Annotated in this window: 21 protein-coding genes; 7 read left to right on the top strand and 14 right to left on the bottom strand. The window is 69.1% G+C overall.

Annotation, left to right across the window (positions count from 1 at the left end; genetic code table 11):
• Positions 1–55 precede the first annotated feature (55 nt).
• A complete protein-coding gene (locus BKN37_RS03260; protein WP_071021368.1) occupies positions 56–580 on the top strand; it encodes a gamma carbonic anhydrase family protein in 525 nt (174 codons plus the stop codon).
• Here the strand turns inward: BKN37_RS03260 and BKN37_RS03255 are convergent.
• Genes BKN37_RS03255 through BKN37_RS03235 form a run of 5 tightly spaced genes read right to left on the bottom strand, consistent with a single transcriptional unit; the run spans position 577 to position 5,108 of the window.
• Positions 577–984, bottom strand: coding sequence for a nuclear transport factor 2 family protein (locus tag BKN37_RS03255; RefSeq protein WP_071021365.1), 408 nt, complete (start codon positions 982–984; stop codon positions 577–579). The genes BKN37_RS03260 and BKN37_RS03255 overlap by 4 nt on opposite strands.
• Positions 981–1,865 (bottom strand): TIGR03619 family F420-dependent LLM class oxidoreductase, encoded by an 885-nt coding sequence (locus BKN37_RS03250; RefSeq protein WP_071021360.1) that lies wholly within the window; start codon positions 1,863–1,865, stop codon positions 981–983. Before BKN37_RS03250 ends, BKN37_RS03255 begins: the two co-directional genes overlap by 4 nt.
• A gap of 2 nt (positions 1,866–1,867) precedes the next feature.
• The gene (locus tag BKN37_RS03245; protein ID WP_071021356.1) at positions 1,868–3,040 is read right to left on the bottom strand and encodes a thiolase domain-containing protein; all 1,173 of its coding nucleotides are present in this window, start codon (positions 3,038–3,040) and stop codon (positions 1,868–1,870) included.
• On the bottom strand, positions 3,040–4,107 hold the full coding sequence (locus BKN37_RS03240) for a thiolase domain-containing protein (RefSeq protein WP_071021352.1): 1,068 nt from the start codon (positions 4,105–4,107) through the stop codon (positions 3,040–3,042). The genes BKN37_RS03245 and BKN37_RS03240 overlap by 1 nt, the downstream gene beginning before the upstream one ends.
• 8 nt (positions 4,108–4,115) lie before the next feature.
• Entirely contained in the window at positions 4,116–5,108 is a 993-nt protein-coding gene (locus BKN37_RS03235; protein ID WP_083341549.1) for a Zn-ribbon domain-containing OB-fold protein, read from the bottom strand.
• Between the two features lie 58 nt (positions 5,109–5,166).
• Between BKN37_RS03235 and BKN37_RS03230 the strand changes: the two genes are divergently transcribed.
• From BKN37_RS03230 to BKN37_RS03220, 3 genes are read left to right on the top strand one after another with little or no spacing between them, the layout of a single operon-like run.
• Positions 5,167–6,198, top strand: a complete 1,032-nt coding sequence (locus tag BKN37_RS03230) for an LLM class F420-dependent oxidoreductase (protein ID WP_071021345.1) — start codon at positions 5,167–5,169, stop codon at positions 6,196–6,198.
• A gap of 44 nt (positions 6,199–6,242) precedes the next feature.
• Positions 6,243–6,983 (top strand): acetoacetate decarboxylase family protein, encoded by a 741-nt coding sequence (locus tag BKN37_RS03225; protein WP_071021342.1) that lies wholly within the window; start codon positions 6,243–6,245, stop codon positions 6,981–6,983.
• Entirely contained in the window at positions 6,980–8,182 is a 1,203-nt protein-coding gene (locus tag BKN37_RS03220) for a cytochrome P450 (RefSeq protein WP_071021339.1), read from the top strand. Before BKN37_RS03225 ends, BKN37_RS03220 begins: the two co-directional genes overlap by 4 nt.
• A gap of 54 nt (positions 8,183–8,236) precedes the next feature.
• On the opposite strand, the gene BKN37_RS03215 is transcribed toward BKN37_RS03220, so the two are convergent.
• From BKN37_RS03215 to BKN37_RS03205, 3 genes are all read right to left on the bottom strand, one after another.
• The gene (locus tag BKN37_RS03215; protein ID WP_071021336.1) at positions 8,237–9,094 is read right to left on the bottom strand and encodes a hypothetical protein; all 858 of its coding nucleotides are present in this window, start codon (positions 9,092–9,094) and stop codon (positions 8,237–8,239) included.
• 100 nt (positions 9,095–9,194) lie between these two features.
• Positions 9,195–10,181 (bottom strand): NAD-dependent epimerase/dehydratase family protein, encoded by a 987-nt coding sequence (locus tag BKN37_RS03210; protein WP_071021332.1) that lies wholly within the window; start codon positions 10,179–10,181, stop codon positions 9,195–9,197.
• Positions 10,181–10,969 carry a crotonase/enoyl-CoA hydratase family protein gene (locus tag BKN37_RS03205; protein ID WP_071021328.1) on the bottom strand — a complete coding sequence of 263 codons (789 nt, stop codon included), beginning with the start codon at positions 10,967–10,969 and terminating at the stop codon, positions 10,181–10,183. The genes BKN37_RS03210 and BKN37_RS03205 overlap by 1 nt, the downstream gene beginning before the upstream one ends.
• A 69-nt stretch (positions 10,970–11,038) precedes the next feature.
• On the opposite strand from BKN37_RS03205, the gene BKN37_RS03200 reads away from it, so the two are divergent.
• Both BKN37_RS03200 and BKN37_RS03195 read left to right on the top strand, forming a co-directional pair.
• Positions 11,039–12,691 carry an acyl-CoA synthetase gene (locus BKN37_RS03200; protein WP_071021325.1) on the top strand — a complete coding sequence of 551 codons (1,653 nt, stop codon included), beginning with the start codon at positions 11,039–11,041 and terminating at the stop codon, positions 12,689–12,691.
• Complete coding sequence (locus BKN37_RS03195) at positions 12,691–13,815, top strand: NAD(P)H-dependent flavin oxidoreductase (protein ID WP_071021321.1); 1,125 nt, start codon at positions 12,691–12,693, stop codon at positions 13,813–13,815. Before BKN37_RS03200 ends, BKN37_RS03195 begins: the two co-directional genes overlap by 1 nt.
• 392 nt (positions 13,816–14,207) lie before the next feature.
• Here the strand turns inward: BKN37_RS03195 and BKN37_RS03190 are convergent, their stop codons facing one another.
• The 3 genes from BKN37_RS03190 to BKN37_RS03185 are packed head-to-tail and all read right to left on the bottom strand — an operon-like array spanning position 14,208 to position 16,308.
• The gene (locus BKN37_RS03190; protein WP_071021317.1) at positions 14,208–14,471 is read right to left on the bottom strand and encodes a hypothetical protein; all 264 of its coding nucleotides are present in this window, start codon (positions 14,469–14,471) and stop codon (positions 14,208–14,210) included.
• Positions 14,468–14,698, bottom strand: a complete 231-nt coding sequence (locus BKN37_RS27550) for a hypothetical protein (RefSeq protein ID WP_083341547.1) — start codon at positions 14,696–14,698, stop codon at positions 14,468–14,470. The genes BKN37_RS03190 and BKN37_RS27550 overlap by 4 nt, the downstream gene beginning before the upstream one ends.
• 56 nt (positions 14,699–14,754) lie before the next feature.
• Positions 14,755–16,308 (bottom strand): succinic semialdehyde dehydrogenase, encoded by a 1,554-nt coding sequence (locus tag BKN37_RS03185; RefSeq protein ID WP_071021464.1) that lies wholly within the window; start codon positions 16,306–16,308, stop codon positions 14,755–14,757.
• 84 nt (positions 16,309–16,392) lie between these two features.
• Here BKN37_RS03185 and BKN37_RS03180 point away from each other — a divergent pair, with 84 nt between their 5' ends.
• Complete coding sequence (locus tag BKN37_RS03180) at positions 16,393–17,943, top strand: acetolactate synthase large subunit (protein WP_071021313.1); 1,551 nt, start codon at positions 16,393–16,395, stop codon at positions 17,941–17,943.
• Here the strand turns inward: BKN37_RS03180 and BKN37_RS03175 are convergent.
• From BKN37_RS03175 to BKN37_RS03165, 3 genes are all read right to left on the bottom strand, one after another.
• Positions 17,940–18,728 carry a serine hydrolase gene (locus tag BKN37_RS03175; protein ID WP_242657067.1) on the bottom strand — a complete coding sequence of 263 codons (789 nt, stop codon included), beginning with the start codon at positions 18,726–18,728 and terminating at the stop codon, positions 17,940–17,942. The genes BKN37_RS03180 and BKN37_RS03175 overlap by 4 nt on opposite strands.
• 20 nt (positions 18,729–18,748) lie before the next feature.
• Positions 18,749–19,102, bottom strand: coding sequence for a hypothetical protein (locus BKN37_RS03170; protein WP_071021309.1), 354 nt, complete (start codon positions 19,100–19,102; stop codon positions 18,749–18,751).
• 182 nt (positions 19,103–19,284) lie between these two features.
• Positions 19,285–20,334 (bottom strand): urea carboxylase-associated family protein, encoded by a 1,050-nt coding sequence (locus BKN37_RS03165; protein ID WP_207547205.1) that lies wholly within the window; start codon positions 20,332–20,334, stop codon positions 19,285–19,287.
• Between the last annotated feature and the right edge of the window lie 68 nt (positions 20,335–20,402).

Genomic DNA, 20,402 nt, shown 5'->3' with positions numbered 1-20,402 from the left:
GCGCAATAACGGCTGCTCGTGAGCTTGAGTACCCGCGCTGGGGTATATCTGGACGATGCCGCTGTTTTCCTTTGAAGGCCGATCGCCGCGCATCGACCCCACCGCGTTCGTCGCCCCCACCGCGACCCTGATCGGCGACGTCACCATCGAGGCCGGCGCGTCGGTGTGGTTCAACACCGTGCTGCGCGCCGACTACGCGCCGATCGTCGTGCGCGAGGGTGCCAATGTGCAGGACGGCTCGGTGCTGCACGCGCCGCCGGGCATCCCGGTCGACATCGGGCCGGGTGCGACGGTGGCGCATATGTGCGTCATCCACGGTGTGCATGTCGGCGCCGAGGCGCTGATCGCCAACCACGCCACCGTGCTGGACGGCGCGGTGATCGGGTCGCGGGCGATGGTCGCCGCGGGTGCGCTGGTGGTCGGCGGCACCAAGATCCCCGACGGGGTGCTGGTGGTCGGGTCGCCGGCGAAGGTCAAGGGTCCGATCGCCGGCACCGGCGCCGAAATGTGGGTCAACGTCAACCCGAAGGCCTACCAGGAGCTGGCCCAGCGCTACCGGGCCGGGCTGGAACCGCGCTAGATCTTGCGGGCGGTCGCCGCGGCGCGGTCCAACTCCCAGTACGCCCGCAGCGCCACCAGCTGGCCGGCGTCGTTGACCCGGTAGGTGAACACGCCGTCGGTGGTGATTTGGTGGCCGCCCATGGTGATGACGATGTTGCCGACGTTGGCTTCCTCGTCCCCGCAGCGGAAGCTGTCGACGAAGTTGAACTCGATCTTGTCGGTGGGCGCGATGGCCTTGTCCCAGAACGCGGAGATCTCATCGCGGCCGCGATGCCCCTTGCCTTCGGGGTCGAAGTGCGACGGCCCGATCGGGTCCTGCACGATCGCGTCGTCGGCGAAGACCGCCAGCCAGGCGTCCTTGTCGCGGGCGGCCACCGCCTCGCGGGAACGACGGCCGGCCGCCTGGGCGGGGTGTTCGGTCATTGTTGGTCCTGCCATCCCGAATGTATGTAGGTGTCGGCGAAGCGTTTCAGCGAGTCCTTCTTCTTGTCCAGCGGCGCGTCGAAGCCCAGGCCGTCGAACATCCACGGGATGACGATGTTGTCGGTGACGCCGGCGGCGGCCAGTTCGCGGTGGCCGTCCACCCCGAACTTGTCGATGCACACCGCCTGAAACTCGAACGGCTCGTTGGCACGGCCGAATTCGGTGCGCAACGCGTTGAGCCGGGCGATGGTCTGGCTCAACTGCTCACCGGTCATCATCGCCGACGTCCAGCCGTCACCGACCCGGGCGGCGCGCTTGAGTGCCACCTCGGTGTGCCCGCCGACGTAGAACGGCACCGGGCGCGACGGCGCCGGGCTCATCTGCAGCCGGTCGAAATCGAAGAATTCGCCGTGGAATTCCACCATGCCGCCGGCCAGCACGAGTTTGATCACCTCGATCATCTCGTCCACCCGGGCGCCGCGGCGCGCGTACGGCACCCCGCACCATTCGAATTCCTCCGGCGCCCAGCCGATCCCGACCCCGAAGCCGAACCGGTCGCCGGTCAGGTTGGCCACCGAGCCGACCTGGCGGGCCAGCAGCAGCGGATTGCGGGAGCCCAGCTTGAGCACGTTGGTGTAGAACCGCAGCGTGGAGGTCACCGCGCCCATCGCCGCGGCGGCGATCAGCGGATCCACCCACGGGGTGTTTTCGTCCCACATCCGCGAGCCGTCCGGGGTGTACGGATAGTCCGCGGCGGCCTTTTCCATGTAGAACAGCGAATCCGGCAGCGCGATCGCGTCGAACCCGACTTCTTCGGCGGTCTTCGCCAGATCGACCAACTGATCGATCGGGCCCATCGCCACGCTGCAGGTGTACTTCATGGTCACGGCTTGTCTGCCCCCACCACCCACATCGAGTAGTACTGCGAGCCACCGCCGTAGGCGTGGCCCAGCGCCTTGCGCGCGCCGGGCACCTGGTGGTCACCACCCTTGCCCATCACCTGGATCGCCGCCTCGGCGAACCGGATCATGCCCGACGCGCCGATCGGGTTGCTGGAGAGCACCCCGCCGGAGGCGTTGACCGGCAACCGGCCCCCGATCGCGGTCTCGCCGGCCTCGGTGAGCTTCCAGCCCTCGCCCTCGGCCGCGAACCCGAGGTTCTCCAGCCACATCGGCTCGAACCAGGAGAACGGCACGTAGATTTCGGCGGCGTCGATCTCCTCGATCGGGTTGGTGATGCCGGCCGCCTTCCACAGCGCCGCCGCGGCGTCCCGGCCGGCCTGCGGGTTGACCTGGTCGCGGCCGGAGTAGGCCAGCGGCTCGGTGCGCAGCGCGGTGGCATGAATCCACGCCACCGGATGCCCGTCGGCGACCCGGGCGTCGGCGGCCTGCTGGTCGCCGATCACCACCGCGCAGGCGCCGTCGGAGGACGGGCAGGTTTCGTCGAACCGGATCGGATCCCACAGCATCTGCGAGGCCATCACCTTCTCCAGCGTGATGTCCGGCTGGTGCAGGTGGGCCAGTGGGTTTTTGGCGCCGTTGAGCCGATCCTTGACCGCCACCATCGCGCCGATGTGGGTGGGGGCGTTGGCCCGGCGGATGTAGGCCCGCACGTGCGGGGCGAAGTAGCCGCCGGCGCCGGCGCCGACCGGCTTGGTGAACGGGACCGGGATACTCAGCGCCCACATGGCGTTGGATTCGGACTGCTTCTCCCAGGCCATCGCCAGCACCCGGCGGTACTTGCCGGACTGCACCAGGCTGGCGGCCACCACACCGGTGGAGCCGCCCACCGAACCGGCGGTGTGCACCCGGATCAGCGGCTTGCCGGACGCGCCGACGGCGTCGGCCATGAACAGCTCCGGCATCATGACGCCCTCGAAGAAGTCGGGCGCCTTACCGACCACGACGGCGTCGATGTCGTCGAACGTGGACCCCGAGTCGGCCAGCGCGCGGTCGATGGCCTCGCGCACCAGGCCGTTCATCGACACGTCCTGACGTTTGGCGACGTACTTGGTCTGTCCGGTGCCCAGCACCGCGGCGAGTTGCTTCGCGGCCATTACTTGTCCCGACCTTCCATGACGGCCACCAGGTTCTGCTGCAGCGCAGGTCCGCTGGTGGCGTGGGCCAGCACCCGCTGCGCGGTCCCGTTGAAGATGTGCTGGGCGGCGAACCCGATCCGTTCCAGCCCGGCGACGAACATCGGGTTGGCGGCCAGCGCACCGCCGGACGGGTTGACCCGCGCCGACGACGGCAACCCCATTGCCTCGGTGAGGATCAGCTGCTGGTGGGTGAACGGGGCGTGGATCTCGGCGACCTCCACCGAGCCGACGTCTGCGCCGGTGCCGGCTTGCGCCGACGCGGCGGTGGACGGCGATTGCGTCAGATCCCGGGCACCGAGCACCGGCGTTTCGATGCGGTGCTCGAAACCGGTGATCCAGGCCGGGTTTTCGCACAGCTCGCGGGCCTTGTCGCCGGCGGCCAGCACGATCGCGGCCGCCCCGTCGGTGATCGGCGCGATGTCGTGGCGGCGCAGCGGGTCGGCGAAGTACGGCCGCTCCAGCAGCTCGTCGATGCTCTTGGCCGGCTTTTCCGAATCCACCCGGTCGGCGCCGGCGAACGACTCCAGCGCCACCTGGGCCATCTGCTCGGCGGTCCACTTACCCGCGTCCAACCCGAGGCGGGCCTGCAGCCCGGCGATCGACACCGAGTCCGGCCACAGCGGTGCGACGGTGTACGGGTCGGTCTGCAGCGCCAACACCCGGCGCAGTATGCCGGCCGAGGACTTGCCGAACCCGTAGGCCAGCGCGGTGTCGACCTCGCCGGTCAGCACCTTGATGTAGGCCTCATACAGCGCCCACGCGCCGTCCATCTCCACGTGCGACTCGTTGATCGGCGGCACCGCACCGATCGAGTCGATCGCCGAGATGAACGAAAACGCGCGGCCGGCCAGGTAGTCCGAGGACCCCGAGCACCAGAAGCCGATGTCGGCGCGTTCGATGCCCAGCTCGGAGTACAGCTGGGCAAAACACGGCATCAGCATTTCGACGCCGTTGGTGGTGCCGTCGGTGCGGCGGACGTGCGGGGCGTGGGCGAACCCCACCACCGCGACTTCGCGTTGCGTCATGCTGCCCCTCACAGGTGGTGCTTGTAGCTGTCGTAGTCGGCGTCGGGTTCGCCGGAGGGCCGGAAGTACTCGATGTTGTCGATGCCCAGACCCCACTCCTCGCGCGGCTTCCACACCGCCTGCACCCGCATGCCCATCCGGACCTCGTGCGCGTCGATGTCGGAGACCAGGTGCAAGAACGGGATATCGGCGCCGTCGAGCAGCACGTAGGCCGCCACATACGGCGGCTTGATGCGCTGACCGGCGAACGGGATGTTGATGATCGCGAACGTCGTCACGGTGCCCGTGTCCGGCAGTTCGACGAAGGTGTCCAGGGGTAGCCCGGTGGCCGGATCTGCTTCCTTGGGCGGGAAGTACAGCTTGCCGGTTTCGCCGGTGCGCGCGCCGAGCAGCTTGCCGTTCTGCAGCGCCCGCAGATAGGCGCTCTCCGGTTGCGACGCGGTGTGCTGGATCTCGATGTTGGCCGGGCTGACCACCATCGTCACCGGATCCCGCTGCTCGGTGTCATCCGGCACCGGTTCGGCCTGATCCCCGAGCGCGAAGTAGGCGATATCGGTGATCGCGCCGACCGGCTCGTCGGCCCAGTGCACGTGCACGCGGGTGCCGGCGCTGATGGCGGACGGGTCGCCGGCGTCGACCGCGTGCAGGATCGGGGTGTCGGCGCCGTCCAGGGTGATCAGCGCCCAGGCGAACGGGCGGTCCAGCGGCTGGCCCTGCAGCGGCGCCGGCTGCCAGCTCCAGGAGACCACGGTGCCCACGCTGCTCACCGGTACCATCTCGGTCAGCTGTTCATAGGTGACCGGGTCGTATTCGGCCGGCGGTACGTGGACCCGACCGTCGGAGCCGCGGGCCCCCACGATGCGGCGCTCCCGCAACGCGGTGAAGAACGCGCCGAGGGTGGGACCGACTGAACGGGTGTAGTCGAAGGACAACGTCAGCGGCGCGGAGAGGGGCGGCTCATGCTGGTCCATCAGCGCCGGGCGGCTTTGGCTGGCAGTCACAGCATCGAGTAGAACAGGTTCTAACAATGGTTTCAAGAACGGGCCGGAAGGCGATCGCATGAAGCTTGGACTCCAGCTGGGATATTGGGGCGCACAGCCCCCGGAAAACGCCGCCGAACTGGTCGCGGCCGCCGAGGCCGCCGGCTTCGACGCGGTGTTCACCGCCGAAGCGTGGGGCTCCGACGCCTACACCCCGCTGGCCTGGTGGGGTGCCGCGACCAGCCGGGTGCGGCTGGGCACCTCGGTGGTGCAGCTGAGCGCGCGCACCCCGACCGCGGCGGCGATGGCCGCGCTGACGCTGGATCACCTGTCCGGCGGCCGGCACATCCTCGGGCTCGGGGTGTCCGGCCCGCAGGTCGTCGAGGGCTGGTACGGCCAGCGCTTTCCCAAGCCGCTGGCCCGCACCCGCGAATACATCGACATCCTGCGCCAGGTGTGGGCGCGGCAGGCGCCGGTCACCAGCGCCGGCCCGCACTACCCGTTGCCGCTGACCGGGGAGGGCACCACCGGGCTGGGTAAGGCGCTCAAGCCGATCACCCACCCGTTGCGCGCCGACATCCCGGTGATGCTCGGCGCCGAGGGCCCCAAGAACGTGGCGCTGGCCGCCGAGATCTGCGACGGCTGGCTGCCGATCTTCTACACCCCGCGGATGGCCGACACCTACAACGCATGGCTCGATGAGGGCTTCGCCCGGCCCGGCGCGCGGCGCAGCCGGGCGGACTTCGAGATCTGCGCGACCGCCCAGGTGGTCATCACCGACGACCGTCCCGCGGCGTTCGCCGGGATCAAACCGTTCCTGGCGCTGTACATGGGCGGGATGGGCGCCGAGGACACCAACTTCCACGCCGACGTCTACCGCCGGATGGGTTACGCGGAGGTGGTCGACGACGTCACCGCGCTGTTCCGTTCCGGGCGCAAGGACGAGGCGGCCAAGGTCATCCCCGACGAGCTGGTCGACGACGCCGTCATCGTCGGCGACATCGACTACGTGCGCAAGCAGATCACCGTGTGGGAAGCCGCCGGGGTGACGATGATGGTGGTGTCGGCGCGCAGCACCGCCCAGATTCAGGAGCTGGCCGCCCTGATCTGACCAAAGCGCTACCGTCGGATTAGAACACGTTCTAAGTTGGCGGTATGACTGCCGGAAACCTGTCCCAGCACACGATCGCCGGCACCGTGCTGACCATGCCGGTGCGCATCCGCCAGGCCGACACCCACGTCGCGATGTTCTCGGTGCCCGCCGCCGCCGCGCAGCGCCTCATCGACTACAGCGGATTGTCGGTGTGCGAATATCGGCCCGGCCGGGCGATGACGATGCTGATGCTGGTCCGCTACGTCGACGGCGACCTGGGGCAGTATCACGAGTTCGGCACCGCGGTCATGGTCAACCCGCCCGGGTCCACCGCGCGCGGGCCGCGGGCGCTGGGCTCGGCGGCCGCGTTCATCCACCACCTGCCGGTCAACCAGGGCTTCACCTTGGAAGCCGGGCGGCGGATCTGGGGCTTCCCCAAGGTGATGGCGGATTTCACCGTGCGCGAGACGCCGCGGTTCGACTTCGACGTCACCGTCGACGGCCAGCTGGTGGCCGGCATCGAATTCGGTGCGGGCCTGCCGATCCCGTCGGCGCTGACGTCGCGACCCCAGGTGTTGACGACCTACAGCCACAGCGACGGCGTGACCCGCGAAATCCCCTGGGAAATGCGTAATTACGGGATGCGGGTGCGGCTGGGCGGGGCGCGGCTGCGGCTCGGCGACCACCCGTACGCGGCCGAGCTGGCGGCGCTGGGGCTGCCGAAACGGGCGTTGGCCAGCCAGTCGTCGGCCAATGTGCAGATGACCTTCGGCGACGCGCACGAGATCGGGGCGACCCGATGACCACCACCGCCCTCGACGTCGACCTCACCGACGGCACCTTCTACGCCGACGGCGGCGCGCGCGACGCGTACCGCTGGATGCGGGCCAACCAGCCGGTGTTCCGGGACCGCAACGGGCTGGCCGCGGCGGCGACCTACCAGGCCGTGATCGACGCCGAACGCCGCCCGGAACTGTTCTCCTCCACCGGCGGCATCCGCCCGGATCAGCCCGGGATGCCGTACATGATCGACATGGACGATCCGGCGCATCTGTTGCGCCGCAAGCTGGTCAACGCCGGGTTCACCCGCAAACGGGTCAAGGACCGGGAGCCGGCGATCGCCGCGCTGTGCGACACGTTGATCGACGCGGTGTGTGAGCGCGGGGAATGCGACTTCGTCCGCGACATCGCCGCCCCGCTGCCGATGGCGGTGATCGGCGACATGCTCGGGGTGCTGCCCGAGGACCGCGGCATGCTGCTGAAATGGTCCGACGACCTGGTGACCGGGCTGAGTTCGCATTTCGACCCGACGTCGCCGCAGTTTCAGGCGGTGATGGCGGCGTTCGCCGCCTACACCGAGTTCACCAAGGGCGTGATCACCGAGCGCCGCCGTGAACCCACCGACGACCTGTTCTCCATCCTGGTCAACGCCGAGGTCGACGGGCAGCGGATGTCGGACGACGAGATCGTGTTCGAGACGCTGCTGATCCTGATCGGCGGCGACGAAACCACCCGGCACACGCTTTCCGGCGGGACCGAGCAGCTGCTGCGGCACCGCGACCAGTGGGACCGGCTGGTCGCCGACCCGTCGCTGTTGCCCGGCGCGATCGAGGAGATGCTGCGCTGGACGTCGCCGGTGAAGAACATGTGCCGCACGGTGACCGCCGACACCGAGTTCCACGGCACCGAACTCACGGCGGGCGAGAAGATGATGCTGCTGTTCGAATCGGCCAACTTCGACGAATCGGTGTTCGGTGATCCGGAGAACTTCCGCATCGACCGGGATCCCAACAGCCACGTGGCGTTCGGTTTCGGCACCCACTTTTGCCTGGGCAACCAGCTGGCCCGCCTGGAGCTGAGCATGATGACCGCCCGGGTGCTGCAGCGGCTGCCGGATCTGCGGCTGGCCGCCGAGGACGCCGTCCCGCTGCGGCCGGCCAACTTCGTGTCCGGCCCGGAAGCCATGCCGGTGGTGTTCACCCCCAGCTCACCGCTGCGCTGAGCTTTTCGCCGAGCGTGTACTCAGACCGAAAAATCGGCCGGAAAATCGGTCTGATTACACGTTCGGCGCGGGCACACCGCGACGCTCCCAGGCCGCTGCGACCCGCCCGATGATGCCGGCCTCGCAGTCCTCGACCGTCACCCGCACATCGATCCAGTCGAGCCCGGTCACCGTCTCGTGGCGCCTGATGCCCTTGTTGAATTCCCGGCGGGTGGTCCGGTGGTGCTCGCCTTCGTAGTCGACACCGACTTTGATGTCCTCCCATCCCAGATCGATCACCGCGACGAGTTGCCCGTATTCGTCGTACAGCGGGATCTGGGTTTGCGGCCGCGGGAAGCCGGCCCGGATCAGCAGCAGCCGCAGCCAGGTTTCGCGCGGCGACTCGGCACCCGGGTCGACGAGGTCCAGCGCGATGCGGGCGCGGCGGATGCCGCGACGCCCGGGGTACCGCTCGGCGAGCAACTCGACATCGGCCATCTTGAGGTGGGTTGCCCGAGCCAACGCGTCGATGGCCGCGACCGCCCGCCCGACCGGATAGCGGCAGGCGAGGTCTAAGGCGGTGCGCGCCGGGGTGGTCACCTTCATGCCGGCGATCAGCTCGACCTCGTCGTCTTCGACGCGGTCGGACCAGGTACGGAGGCCTCGGGGCGGGCGCCGGTAGTCGTACAGCAACTGGGCGGGTGCGCGGCCGTCGACCCATTGGGCGCGATGCAGCGCCGCGGCCGAATGGCCCGCGATCACCCCGCGACGGCGCGACCACAGCCACGCGGCCTGCGCTTTGTGCACGGCGGTGAGCTCAGTGCCTCGAGGCAGGTAGACGTCCGGATGGATGGCGACGAACCTGCTGCTCAGCGCGTACTTGGTCACCTGGCCCGCGGCGACGGCCGCGCTGCCGATAAAGGGCTCCCCCATGGCCCGAGTGTGCCGGTGGGCACCGACAGCCTCCGACGGCGTCGGCCAGCGTCGCCGAGCGTGCACTCAGACCGAAAAATCGGCCGAAAAATCGGTCTGATTACACGTTCGGCGCGGGGGCCCGCAGCGACTCCACGATCGCCTCGACCGGGGAGCGCCACGCCATCCCGAGGTCGGCCAGCGTCGCGGAGTCGTCGGTGGGGGTGGCCGCGGTCAGCAGCAGCGCCGCCTCGTAGCTGAGGCCGTCGCCGAGCGGCAGGTACCGTCCCACGGCGTCGGCGACCCAGCCGAGGCCGCGAAACACGCTCGGCGCGACCGGGATCCGCCGGATCGGACGCCCGATGCCGGTCTGCAGCGCGGTGATCATCTCGTCGAAGCTCAGCAGCAGCCCGCCGCACACGTAGCGGCGCGGCCCGCGCCCGGGCCGCATCAGCGCCGCGTGCACGTCGGCGACGTCGCGCACGTCGACCATCTGCATCCCGCCGCGTAGCCGCGGCGCCACCCGGTACCGCACGATCGGCGCCCAGCCCTGCTCGGTCACCCCGGGCGCGGTGAAAAACGCCGGCCCCACCACGCTGGACGGGTAGGTGACCACCACCGGGGCGCCGCCGTCCTGCAGCCGGCGCGCCACCTTATCGGCGTAGGCCTTGGTGCGGGCGTAGGCGCTGCGGCCCTCCACGGTGGGGGAGTCGGGCCCGATCACCCCGTTCGGCGGCGGAAACAACGCGCTGTAGCTGCTCACCGACACCACCGGATCCAGGCCCGCCTCCACGGCGCGGGTCAGGATCGCCTCGGTGGCGTAGGCGTTGATGTCCCACATCAACCGCTCGCGGCGGCTGTCGGTGCCGACGACGCCGGCGGCGTGCAGCACCGCGTCGCAGCCGTCCAGCAGCGCGGCCACCACGCCGGGGTCGCGGACGTCGCCGTCGAGGACCTCGAGGTCACCGAGTTCACGCAGCCGGGGGATCACCGGCTCGTCGCCGCAGCCCGGGGCCACCAGCAGCCGCACCCGGTGTCCGGCTTCCAGCAGTGCCTTGACGGTGTGCGCCCCGAGATACCCGGTGCCGCCGGTGACCGCGATCTGCATCAGCGGTTCTTGAACACCGGTGCGCGTTTCTCGGCGAACGCGCGCGGCCCCTCCTTGGCGTCCTCGCTCAAGAACACCTTGATGCCGATCTGGGTGTCGATCTTGAAGGCGTCGTTTTCGTGCAGGCCCTCGGTCTCGTGGATGGTGCGCAGCATCGCCTGCACGGCCAGCGGCCCGTTGTTGTTGATCAGCTCGGCGATCTCCAGCGCCTTGTCCAGCGCGGACCCGTCGGGCACCACGTAGCCGATCAGCCCGATCTCCTTGGCTTCGGCGGCCTTGATGTGCCGGCCGGTCAGCAGCAGGTCGCAGGCCACCGTGTAGGGGATCTGCCGGACCAGGCGCACCGCCGAGCCGCCCATCGGGTACAGGCTCCAGCGTGCCTCGGAGATACCGAACTTGGCGCTTTCGCCGGCGATGCGGATATCGGTGCCCTGCAGGATCTCGGTGCCGCCGGCGATGGCCGGGCCCTCGACCGCGGCGATCAGCGGCTTGGTCAGCCGGCGGCCCTTGAGCAGCGCGTCGATCCGCGACGGGTCGTAGCTGCCGTCGGCGAACGAGTCGCCCGGCGGCTTGGCGGTGGCCGCCTTGAGGTCCATGCCGGCGCAGAAGTAGCCGCCGGCGCCGGTCAGGATGCAGGACCGGATGTCGTCGTCGCCATCGACCCGGTCCCACGCCTCGACCATGATCGAGAGCATCTCGGAGGACAACGCGTTGCGCGCCTCGGGCCGGTTCAGCGTCACGATCAGGGTGTGTCCGCGCTGCTCAACCAGCGCATGGGGGTCGCTCACCGATAGCCGCCTTTCCGCGGGAGGGCCAACAGACTTGTGTCGAAATGTAACACGTTCTAGTTTGGGTCCGTGGCTCTGAACATTGCCGACCTTGCCGAACATGCCATTGACGCCGTGCCCGACCGCGTCGCCCTGATCTGCGGCGACCAGCAGTTGACCTACGCCCAACTGGAGGAGAAGGCCAACCGCCTGGCGCACTACCTGATCGACCAGGGGGTGAAAAAGGACGACAAGGTCGGGCTGTACTGCCGAAACCGCAACGAGATCGTCATCGCGATGCTCGGCATCGTCAAGGCCGGCGCCATCCTGGTCAACGTCAACTTCCGCTACGTCGAGGGTGAACTGCGCTACCTGTTCGACAACTCCGACATGGTGGCGCTGGTCCATGAGCGCCAATACGCCGACCGAGTCGCCAACGTGCTGCCCGACACCCCCAACGTCAAGACCGTGCTGGTGGTCGAGGACGGCAGCGACGGCGACTACCAGCGCTACGGCGGGGTGGAGTTCGAGGCCGCGCTGGCGCAGGGCTCCCCCGAACGGGACTTCGGGGAACGCAGCGCCGACGACATCTACCTGCTCTACACCGGCGGCACCACCGGATTCCCCAAGGGCGTGATGTGGCGCCACGAGGACATCTACCGGGTGCTGTTCGGCGGCACCGACTTCGCCACCGGTGAACCCATCGCCGGCGAATACGACCTGGCCACCCAGGCCGCCGCCAACCCGCCGATGATCCGCTACCCGATCCCGCCGATGATCCACGGCGCCACCCAGTCGGCGACGTGGATGTCGCTGTTCTCCGGTCAAACCGTGGTGCTGGAACCGGAATTCGACGCCGACAAGGTGTGGCGCACCATCCACGACCACAAGGTCAACCTGCTGTTCTTCACCGGCGACGCGATGGCCCGCCCGCTGCTCGACGCGCTGCTGGCGCACCAGGACGCCGGCAACAACTACGACCTGTCGTCGCTGTTTTTGCTGGCGTCCACCGCGGCGCTGTTCAGCCACAGCATCAAGGAGAAGCTGCTGGAGCTGCTGCCCAACCGGGTCATCACCGACTCCATCGGCTCGTCCGAGACCGGGTTCGGCGGCACCAGCATCGTCGCCAAGGGCCAGGAGCACACCGGCGGCCCGCGGGTGACCATCGACAAAACCACCGTGGTGCTCGACGAGGACGGCAACGAGGTGCAGCCCGGTTCCGGGGTGCGCGGCATCATCGCCAAACGCGGGCACATCCCGGTCGGCTACTACAAGGACGAGAAGAAGACTGCGGAAACGTTCCGCACCATCAACGGGGTGCGCTACGCGATCCCCGGCGACTACGCGCAGGTCGAAGCCGACGGCACCGTCACCATGCTGGGCCGCGGGTCGGTGTCGATCAACTCGGGCGGGGAAAAGATCTACCCCGAGGAGGTCGAGGCCGCCCTCAAGGGCCACCCCGACGTGTTCGACGCGCTGGTGGTGGGGGTGCCCGACCCGCGCTACGGCCAGCACGTCGCCGCCGTGGTGCAGGCCCGCCCGGGGGCGCGCCCGGCGTTGGCCGAGCTGGACAGCTTCGTGCGCTCCGAGATCGCCGGCTACAAGGTGCCGCGCAGCCTGTGGTTCGTCGACGAGGTGAAGCGCTCCCCGGCCGGCAAACCCGACTACCGCTGGGCCAAGGAGCAGACCGAGGCGCGGCCCGCCGACGAGGTGCACGCCAACCACGTGGGGGCAGGCAGGTAGTGCGCACCGATCTGTGCGACCGCTTCGGCATCGACTACCCGATCTTCGTCTTCACCCCGTCGGAGAAGGTGGCCGCGGCGGTCAGCCGCGCCGGCGGGCTGGGGGTGCTGGGCTGCGTGCGGTTCAACGAGGCCGACGACCTCGAGGCCGTGCTGAGCTGGATGGACGCCAACACCGGCGGCAAACCCTACGGCGTCGACATCGTCATGCCGGCCAAGGTCCCCACCGAGGGGGCGGCGCCGGATCTGGACAAGCTCATCCCGGCCGCGCACCGCGCCTTCGTCGACAAGACGCTGGCCGATCTGGGGGTGCCGCCGCTGCCGGCCGACGAGCAGAAATCCGCCGGTGTGCTGGGCTGGCTGCATTCGGTGGCCCGCTCGCACGTCGAGGTCGCGCTGCGGCACCCGATCAAGCTGATCGCCAACGCGTTGGGCTCCCCACCCACCGACGTGATCAACCAGGCGCATGAGGCCGGGGTGCCGGTCGCCGCGCTGGCCGGATCGGCCAAACACGCGCTGCACCACGTCGACAACGGGGTGGACATCGTGGTCGCGCAGGGCTACGAGGCCGGCGGGCACACCGGCGAGATCGGGTCCATGGTGCTGTGGCCGGAGATCGTGGACGCGCTGGACGGTCGGGCGCCGGTGCTGGCCGCCGGCGGGATCGGCACCGGCCGGCAGGTCGCGGCGGCGCTGGCGCTGGGCGCGTCCGGGGTGTGGATGGGTTCGGCGTTCCTCACCGCCGCCGAATACGACCTGGGCGCCCGGGAATCCGGGGTGTCGGTGATCCAGCAGGCGTTGCTCGGCGCGACCTCCAGCGACACGGTGCGGCGCCGCATCTACTCCGGTAAACCCGCCCGGCTGCTCAAGAGCCGCTGGACCGACGCCTGGGACGCCCCGGACGCCCCCGACCCGCTGCCGATGCCGCTGCAGAACATCCTGGTCGGCGAGGCCCATCAGCGGATGAGCCGCTCGACCGACCCGACCGCGGTGGCGATGCCGGTCGGTCAGATCGTCGGGCGGATGAACCAGATCCGCCCGGTCGCCGACATCATCGCCGAGCTGGTGTCCGGGTTCGACGCCGCCAGCCGCCGGCTCGACGACGTCCGCGACGCGTCGCCCTAGCCGCGGCCACCGCCGGGTGGGTCACCGCGGTGACGTGACGGAAGGCGCGGCGGGGGAGACCATGTGGTGTTGCGTCCGCGTCTGAGCGACAATGATCGGCTTTGACGTGGTGCATGGGGCCAGAAAACCGCCGCTGACGACGCTGCCGCTTCAATTGCGCACCTGCGGTGCAGGTTGTCCCTGGCGAGAAAGTGCCCGCCTTTCAGCGACAACGATTGAATGCCCGCGTCACTTTGTCGCTGTGAGGCGGACGAAACACCACATCCCAACTTCCTTCGGGTGCCAGTGGATTCTGAAAAGGAGGTGCTCCAGACGACGGGCGATCGATCGTGAGCCGGGGTGACCTTCGCCTTACCGCCGGACGCAGCGATGAGGGAGCGTGGCATGGCTGCCTAAGGGTGCGGGAATACGGCTTCGATGCGTGGCCCCTCGGTCGACCAGAAGACTTTGTAGGGCGGATGCCCAGGGACCGGAAGCCGCATGCGGATACCGTCCTTGGTGGTGACCGCACTGGACAACGCGTGCGCCTGCCCGGGCAGGCGGAAAATCAGCTCGCAGGCGTCGAGGACCGCGTTGTAGAGATCGACGTCGGGTCCGGATTCCAGTGCGTCGAGTTGGGCGTTAGCCACCGCCGAGTAGTCGCCCTCGGCGGTCACTGAGTTCTGCGCTGACGTGCCCGACGCACCGTGGGCGATGCGGTGGCACGGGCCAGCAACTCGCGTAACTCGGGGTCGCTGTCGTATTCGTGTTGCGCCTCCGTCACCACCCGCGCGGGTTGGAGCAAGATGCTGCCGTCAGCGTTCTCGCGGACGACGAATCGCCGGTTGGGGTGTCCCGGGAGCACAACCCGACTTCGATCGTCTGTTTCGACGGTGGTCGCCATGCCGCCAGGTTACGCCCATATTCCCATAATGGGAAAGCTGCGTCGGTGGGATGAACTCAGCGCCCGGGTAGTTTTTGAATCGCCCGGATCATCGGGGTCAGCGATTTCTGCCAGAACGTGTTCGAAATCCCCAGCGGCGGATCCAGATTCAGCACCCGTGCGGTCGACACCGTCTGTGACTCGGTGTATTTCAGCAGACCCTCGGCGCCGTGCCGGCGGCCCACCCCGGACGCCTTCATGCCGCCCATCGGCGCGGCGGTGCTGCCGAACGTCAACGCGTAGCCCTCGTCGACGTTGACCGTCCCGGCGCGGACCCGGGCGGCGATCGCCTCGCCCTCGGCCTTGGTGGCGGCCCACACGCTGGCGTTCAGACCGTATTCGGTGTCGTTGGCCTTGGTGATGGCCTCCTCGACGCTGTCTACCGGGTAGATCGACACCACCGGCCCGAAGGTCTCGTTGCGTCCGCATTCCATCTCGTCGGTGACGTCGGCCAGCACCGTTGGCTCGAAAAACAGCGGGCCGATGTCGGGGCGGGCGTTGCCGCCGGCGACCACCGTGGCGCCCTTGGCCTTGGCGTCGTCGACATGCCCGGACACCGTCTTGATCTGGTCCTCCGAGATCAGGCTGCCCATGTCCGCGGAGAAGTCGTAGGCCGGCGACAGTGTCATGTTGCGCACCCGCTCGGCGAACTGGTCGGTGAACTCCCGCGCGATCTCCCGCTCGACGTAGATGCGTTCGATGGAGATGCACAGCTGCCCGGCATTGGAGAAGCAGGCGCGGGTCGCCGCCTTGGTGACCTCGGGCAGGTTCGCGCCCTTGGCCACGATCATCGGGTTCTTGCCGCCCAACTCCGCGGAGAACCCGATCAGCCGGCGGCCGCACTGCTCGGCCAGCGAGCGGCCGGTGGCGGTGGAGCCGGTGAACATCAGATAGTCGCAGTTGTTCACGATCGCGGTGCCGACCACCGAACCCGGGCCGGGCACCACCGCGAACAGCTCGCGCGGCAGCCCCGCCTGGTACAGCAGTTCGGCGTTGGCCAGGGTGCAGTACGGCGTTTGGCTGTCCGGTTTGATCACCACCGCGTTCCCGGCCAGCAGCGCCGGGATGGAATCCGAAATCGACAGCGTCATCGGATAATTCCACGGCGAGATGACCCCGACGACCCCCTTCGGGTGCCGGATCACCATGGTCTTGACGAACCCGGGCAGCAGCCCCTGCACCCGCTGGGGGGCGAGCAGCTTGGCGGCCCCGCGCGCGTAGTAGCGCGCGTTGAGCATGATGTCGACGATCTCTTCCTGCGCGGCCGAGCGGGCCTTACCGGTCTCGGCCTGCGCGACGTCCATCAGGAAATCCCGGTTGGCCGCCACCAGGTCGCGGTACCGTTCGATGATCGCGGCGCGCTCCTTGACCGGCCGGTTGGCCCAGTCCGTCTGCGCCGCGCGGGCTTTGGCGAATGCGGCGGTGACGTCGTCGGCGGTGCCGACCGGGATCGTGGTCAGCTCCTTGCCGGTGAACACCTCATCGATCGTCCGCGTCTGGCGCGCGTCGACATCGTCGATGGCGACCAGCTGACGCAGTCGGGCGAAGTCCGCAGCGGACGGAGCGGGCATGATGGGCACTCCCTACTGGTGAGTAACTAAGCGGTTATCCGCCAACCTACTCGGCCGGTTTGGGCTGGTCTACAGTCGGCGGGTGTGAACGGTGCCCAAGCGCTCATCCACACCCTGGTCGATCACGGCGTCGACGTCTGCTTCGCCAACCCCGGCACCTCGGAGATGCACTTTGTGGCCGCCCTGGACACGGTGCCGGCGATGCGGGGGGTGTTGACCCTGTTCGAGGGGGTGGCCACCGGCGCCGCCGACGGCTACGCGCGCATCGCCGGGCGGCCCGCGGCGGTGTTGCTGCACCTGGGGCCCGGCCTGGGCAACGGGCTGGCCAACCTGCACAACGCCCGTCGGGCCGGGGTGCCGATGGTCGTCGTCGTCGGCGACCACGCCACCTACCACAAGAAGTACGACGCCCCGCTGGAATCCGATATCGACGCGCTGGCCGGCAGCGTGTCCGGCTGGGTGCGCCGCTCCGGTGCCACCGCCGAGGTGGCGGCCGACACCGCCGACGCGATCGCCGCCAGCCGGGCCGGTATCTCGACGCTGATCCTGCCCGCCGACGTGTCCTGGACCGACGGCGCCGCGGCCGTCGTCGCCGCCGAACCGGCGCCGGCCGCCGCCGAGGTGGACACCGACGCCGTCGCCCAGGTGGCCAAGGTGCTGCGGTCGGGGGAGCCCACCGTGATCCTGGTCGGTGGCCAGGCCACCCGCGGCCCGGCGCTGACCGCCGCCGCACGGATCGCGCAGGCCAGCGGCGCGCGCTGGTACGCCGAGACGTTTCCGACCCGGCTGCAGCGCGGCGCCGGCGTCCCGGCCGTGGACCGGCTCGGCTACTTCGCCGAGGCCGCCGCCGCCCAGCTGGCCGGCGCCCAGCACCTGGTGCTGGCCGGGGCGAAATCGCCGGTGTCGTTCTTCGCCTACCCGGATAAGCCCAGCAGCCTGGTGCCCGACGGCTGCCAGGTGCATCTGCTGGCCGACTCCGCGGACGCCGGCGCGGCGCTGGCCGCGTTGGCCGACGCGGTGGCGCCGGACACCGACGCCCCCGTCGCGCCGGCCTCCCGCCCGCAGGCGCCGACCGGGCCGCTGACCGCCGCGTCGGCGGCCGACGTGATCGGTGCGCTGCTGCCCGAACGCGCGATCGTCGTCGACGAATCCAACACCTCGGGGCTGCCGCTGGCCGCCGCCACCGCCGGGGCGCCGGCCCACGACTGGTTGTCGCTGACCGGCGGCGCGATCGGCTACGGCATCCCCACCGCGATCGGTGCCGCGATCGCCGCGCCGGACCGGCCGGTGCTGTGCCTGGAATCCGACGGGTCGGCGATGTACACCATCTCGGCGCTGTGGACCCTGGCCCGGGAGCACCTCGACGTCACCGTGGTGATCTACCGCAATAACGCCTACGACATCCTGCGCGTCGAGCTGCAGCGTGTCGGCGCCGAGGCCGCGCCCGGACCCAAAGCGGCCGATCTGCTCGACTTGTCGCGGCCGAGTTTGGATTTCGTGAAGATCGCCGAGGGCATGGGGGTGCCGGCGCGCTCGGCGAGCACCGCCGAGGAATTCGCCGACGCGCTCCGCGACGCCGTCACCACGCCGGGGCCGCACCTGATCGAGGCGGTGGTGCCGTCGCTGCTGGGCTAGCCGGCGCAGCGGCCGGCCGGCAGCTCGGCTTTGTGCGCGGACACCCAGTGCGCCATCCGGTTCAGCGCGTCGGCTCCCGCTTCGAAGGTGGCCGCGTCGGCGGCCAGGGCCACGCCCACTTGGCCGGTTGCGGTGGGCACGATGCCGAATTGGCGCACCAGATATCCGTCGGTCTGGCCGGGCCCCCAGCCGCCCTTGGCGGCGTCGCCGTCGGCGGCCAGCCCCCAGCGCTGCTCGGGGATCAGGTGCTGCATCAGCTCGACGACCGGGCCGGAGTCGGCCAGGCACGGCAGGTGCGCGGCGAACTGCGCCTGCAGCGCCAGGGTCCACTGCGTCTGGCCGAAGGCGGTGAACGGCGGTCTGAGCCGACGTGATTCAACCACCGTGGCGGGATCGCCGCCGTCCCGCAGGACGTCCTGCACGTGGTGGGCGGCTTGGTCGGGCGGACCGAGCTGGGACCACAGCTGCTCCGCGGCGCCGTTGTCGGATTCGGTGATCGCCTTGACCGCCAACGGCTGGGCCGCGTCACGGTTGGCCCGCAGCGCGGCGATCGCCAACGGCACCTTGATCGTCGACCACGCCACCCCGTTCGACCAGGCGCCGAGGGGGGACACCGTGTTCCCACCGACCGGGGCGAAGGCGATACCGACGGTGGCCGGGATCGATTCGGCCAGGTCGGTAAAGCTGGCGGTCAGCGGGTCACGAGCCGTGCCGCCGGAGCACCCCGCAATGAGCAGAAGTACCGCGGTTGCGATGGCGAGCCACCGTCGATGGTCAGCCGGCATCCCCCTATTGAACACGGCCCCTAAAACGGCGGTGGTTCGTCGTTGGGGTCGATGCCCGGTGGTGCGGGGCCGCCGGTTAAGGCCGCTTGGCGGGCTTCGCGTTTGGTGCGGTTTCGGCGGCGCTCGGCGGCGACGTAGTTGGCGTGGTTTTGGGCGCGGGTGTGACGCCGTTTCGGCATCATCGCGCTGCGGTCACCGCATTGCCGGGAGGCGGGCAGCTGGTGGTGGTGCACCTCGCCGGTGGGCGTCATCAGCACCGGGAACAGCAGCGCGCAGCCCGGCGTGGTCACGTAGACGTGGCCGGTCGGCGCGGACCAGATCACGGTGCCGTCCGGGAGTTGCCGGTCGTCCCAGGACAGGAAGGTTTTCAGCAAATGGTGTCACTGACTACGCCCATGCCATGCCTGCACGGGATGTGAAGGAACTTTCCGCGTCACGCTGGGCAGACAGGTGAGCGCAAACGTGGTGTCGCTGCGACGGTCTGATTTGGCCCCACTTTCATGGCCGCCAACGGTGGGGCCGCCGCTGGGGTCTGACCAGGATTCTGGGCGCGGGCTTACCGCCAGGGTTGTCCTCGGAGGCCGTGCCCGCCTGCGTACTTGGGGGGTTTTGCCGGAATCCAGCCTTCCAACAGCGCGTCGTTGACTTTGCACACTTCGATACCGATGGGCCGGCACACTTCAACCGGATCGTGCGCACCGTCGCCCCACATCGGTATCGAGAGGTCACCACCGGGGCAGGTGGACAAGGCCATCAGCAAGTCTTGTTCGGCGAATAGTTCAAAATAGTCGCCGACCTTCGCCGGGCACGTCTTCATAAAGTACTGGTCGGCGTCGTTGAGGCCGGTGCACTGGAATACGTTCAGTACGTCGTGCACGTCGAACTCGGTAAGGCCGAACGGGCGGACGGCCCGCACCAAATTGGAGTGGCAGAAGTAGTCGAAGTCGACACCTGTCAGCATCCGGTTGACGTACGGATCGCACCGCGTACCAAGTAGGTCGTGGACACGGCCGCCTTCGCTGTCGATGCCATAGTTTTCCAAGGTGTCAGCGGTAATGGTCGCCAGTGGGCGCAGGTAAGGAAGGTTGGACCACAGCCGGTCGAACGTGGTGACGTGCGCAGCCTGTAACTGCCGGGTGCGTGCCGCCCAGAACCGTTCGCGCGGGTTGTTGAAGTTCCAGATGTTCAGATCGCCAACCTGCGGCCCGTCTACGGTGAGAATCCGACACACATGGCCAGCCGGAACTCTCCACGCCTTGCCGGAACGGATTGGGATGACGAACGATTCGACAGTTATGCGGGAGCCGATTTTCTGGGCGATCGCACCGTAAAACTCACGATCTACTTCGAGAGCCGGGCCTTTGTACGCGGCGTCGGTGAGCGCGGCCACTTTTCTGCTCATGTCGTCCTTTCTTGATGTTAGGCGTGCTCCGTGCGCAAGTTTGTACGCTGCGCGGCGGGCGTGGAGGTCGAGCACCCGGGCCGCCTTGGGTCCGAAGTCGGGAGCGCGGGGGAAGATCCAGGAGCGGTGCTGCCAGGGCTTGATCGCGTCGGCGGACAGCCAGCGCCAGATCGTGGTGCCCGTTGCCCAGGCCGTCGGCCGCATAAAGCATCCGGGCCCGCGCAACGTCTGAATACGATGACGTATATCGACGCGCGCGGGCTTCGAGTTCG

The organism is Mycobacterium talmoniae, assembly GCF_001854525.1.
Classification (GTDB): Bacteria; Actinomycetota; Actinomycetes; order Mycobacteriales; family Mycobacteriaceae; genus Mycobacterium; species Mycobacterium talmoniae.
Note: the sequence above shows the minus strand (reverse complement) of the source record. Positions and strands in the feature narration are given on the sequence as shown.

Coding starts and splice junctions, on each gene's coding strand:
- BKN37_RS03210 (WP_071021332.1), bottom strand. CDS start 10,181: ATGCAGATCGCGGTCACCGGCGGCACCGGGTATCTCGGGGCGCACACC.
- BKN37_RS03220 (WP_071021339.1), top strand. CDS start 6,980: ATGACCACCACCGCCCTCGACGTCGACCTCACCGACGGCACCTTCTAC.
- BKN37_RS03215 (WP_071021336.1), bottom strand. CDS start 9,094: ATGGGGGAGCCCTTTATCGGCAGCGCGGCCGTCGCCGCGGGCCAGGTG.
- BKN37_RS03240 (WP_071021352.1), bottom strand. CDS start 4,107: ATGACGCAACGCGAAGTCGCGGTGGTGGGGTTCGCCCACGCCCCGCAC.
- BKN37_RS03230 (WP_071021345.1), top strand. CDS start 5,167: ATGAAGCTTGGACTCCAGCTGGGATATTGGGGCGCACAGCCCCCGGAA.
- BKN37_RS27550 (WP_083341547.1), bottom strand. CDS start 14,698: ATGGCGACCACCGTCGAAACAGACGATCGAAGTCGGGTTGTGCTCCCG.
- BKN37_RS03245 (WP_071021356.1), bottom strand. CDS start 3,040: ATGGCCGCGAAGCAACTCGCCGCGGTGCTGGGCACCGGACAGACCAAG.
- BKN37_RS03165 (WP_207547205.1), bottom strand. CDS start 20,334: ATGCGGCCGACGGCCTGGGCAACGGGCACCACGATCTGGCGCTGGCTG.
- BKN37_RS03185 (WP_071021464.1), bottom strand. CDS start 16,308: ATGCCCGCTCCGTCCGCTGCGGACTTCGCCCGACTGCGTCAGCTGGTC.
- BKN37_RS03175 (WP_242657067.1), bottom strand. CDS start 18,728: ATGCCGGCTGACCATCGACGGTGGCTCGCCATCGCAACCGCGGTACTT.
- BKN37_RS03225 (WP_071021342.1), top strand. CDS start 6,243: ATGACTGCCGGAAACCTGTCCCAGCACACGATCGCCGGCACCGTGCTG.
- BKN37_RS03250 (WP_071021360.1), bottom strand. CDS start 1,865: ATGAAGTACACCTGCAGCGTGGCGATGGGCCCGATCGATCAGTTGGTC.
- BKN37_RS03260 (WP_071021368.1), top strand. CDS start 56: ATGCCGCTGTTTTCCTTTGAAGGCCGATCGCCGCGCATCGACCCCACC.
- BKN37_RS03255 (WP_071021365.1), bottom strand. CDS start 984: ATGACCGAACACCCCGCCCAGGCGGCCGGCCGTCGTTCCCGCGAGGCG.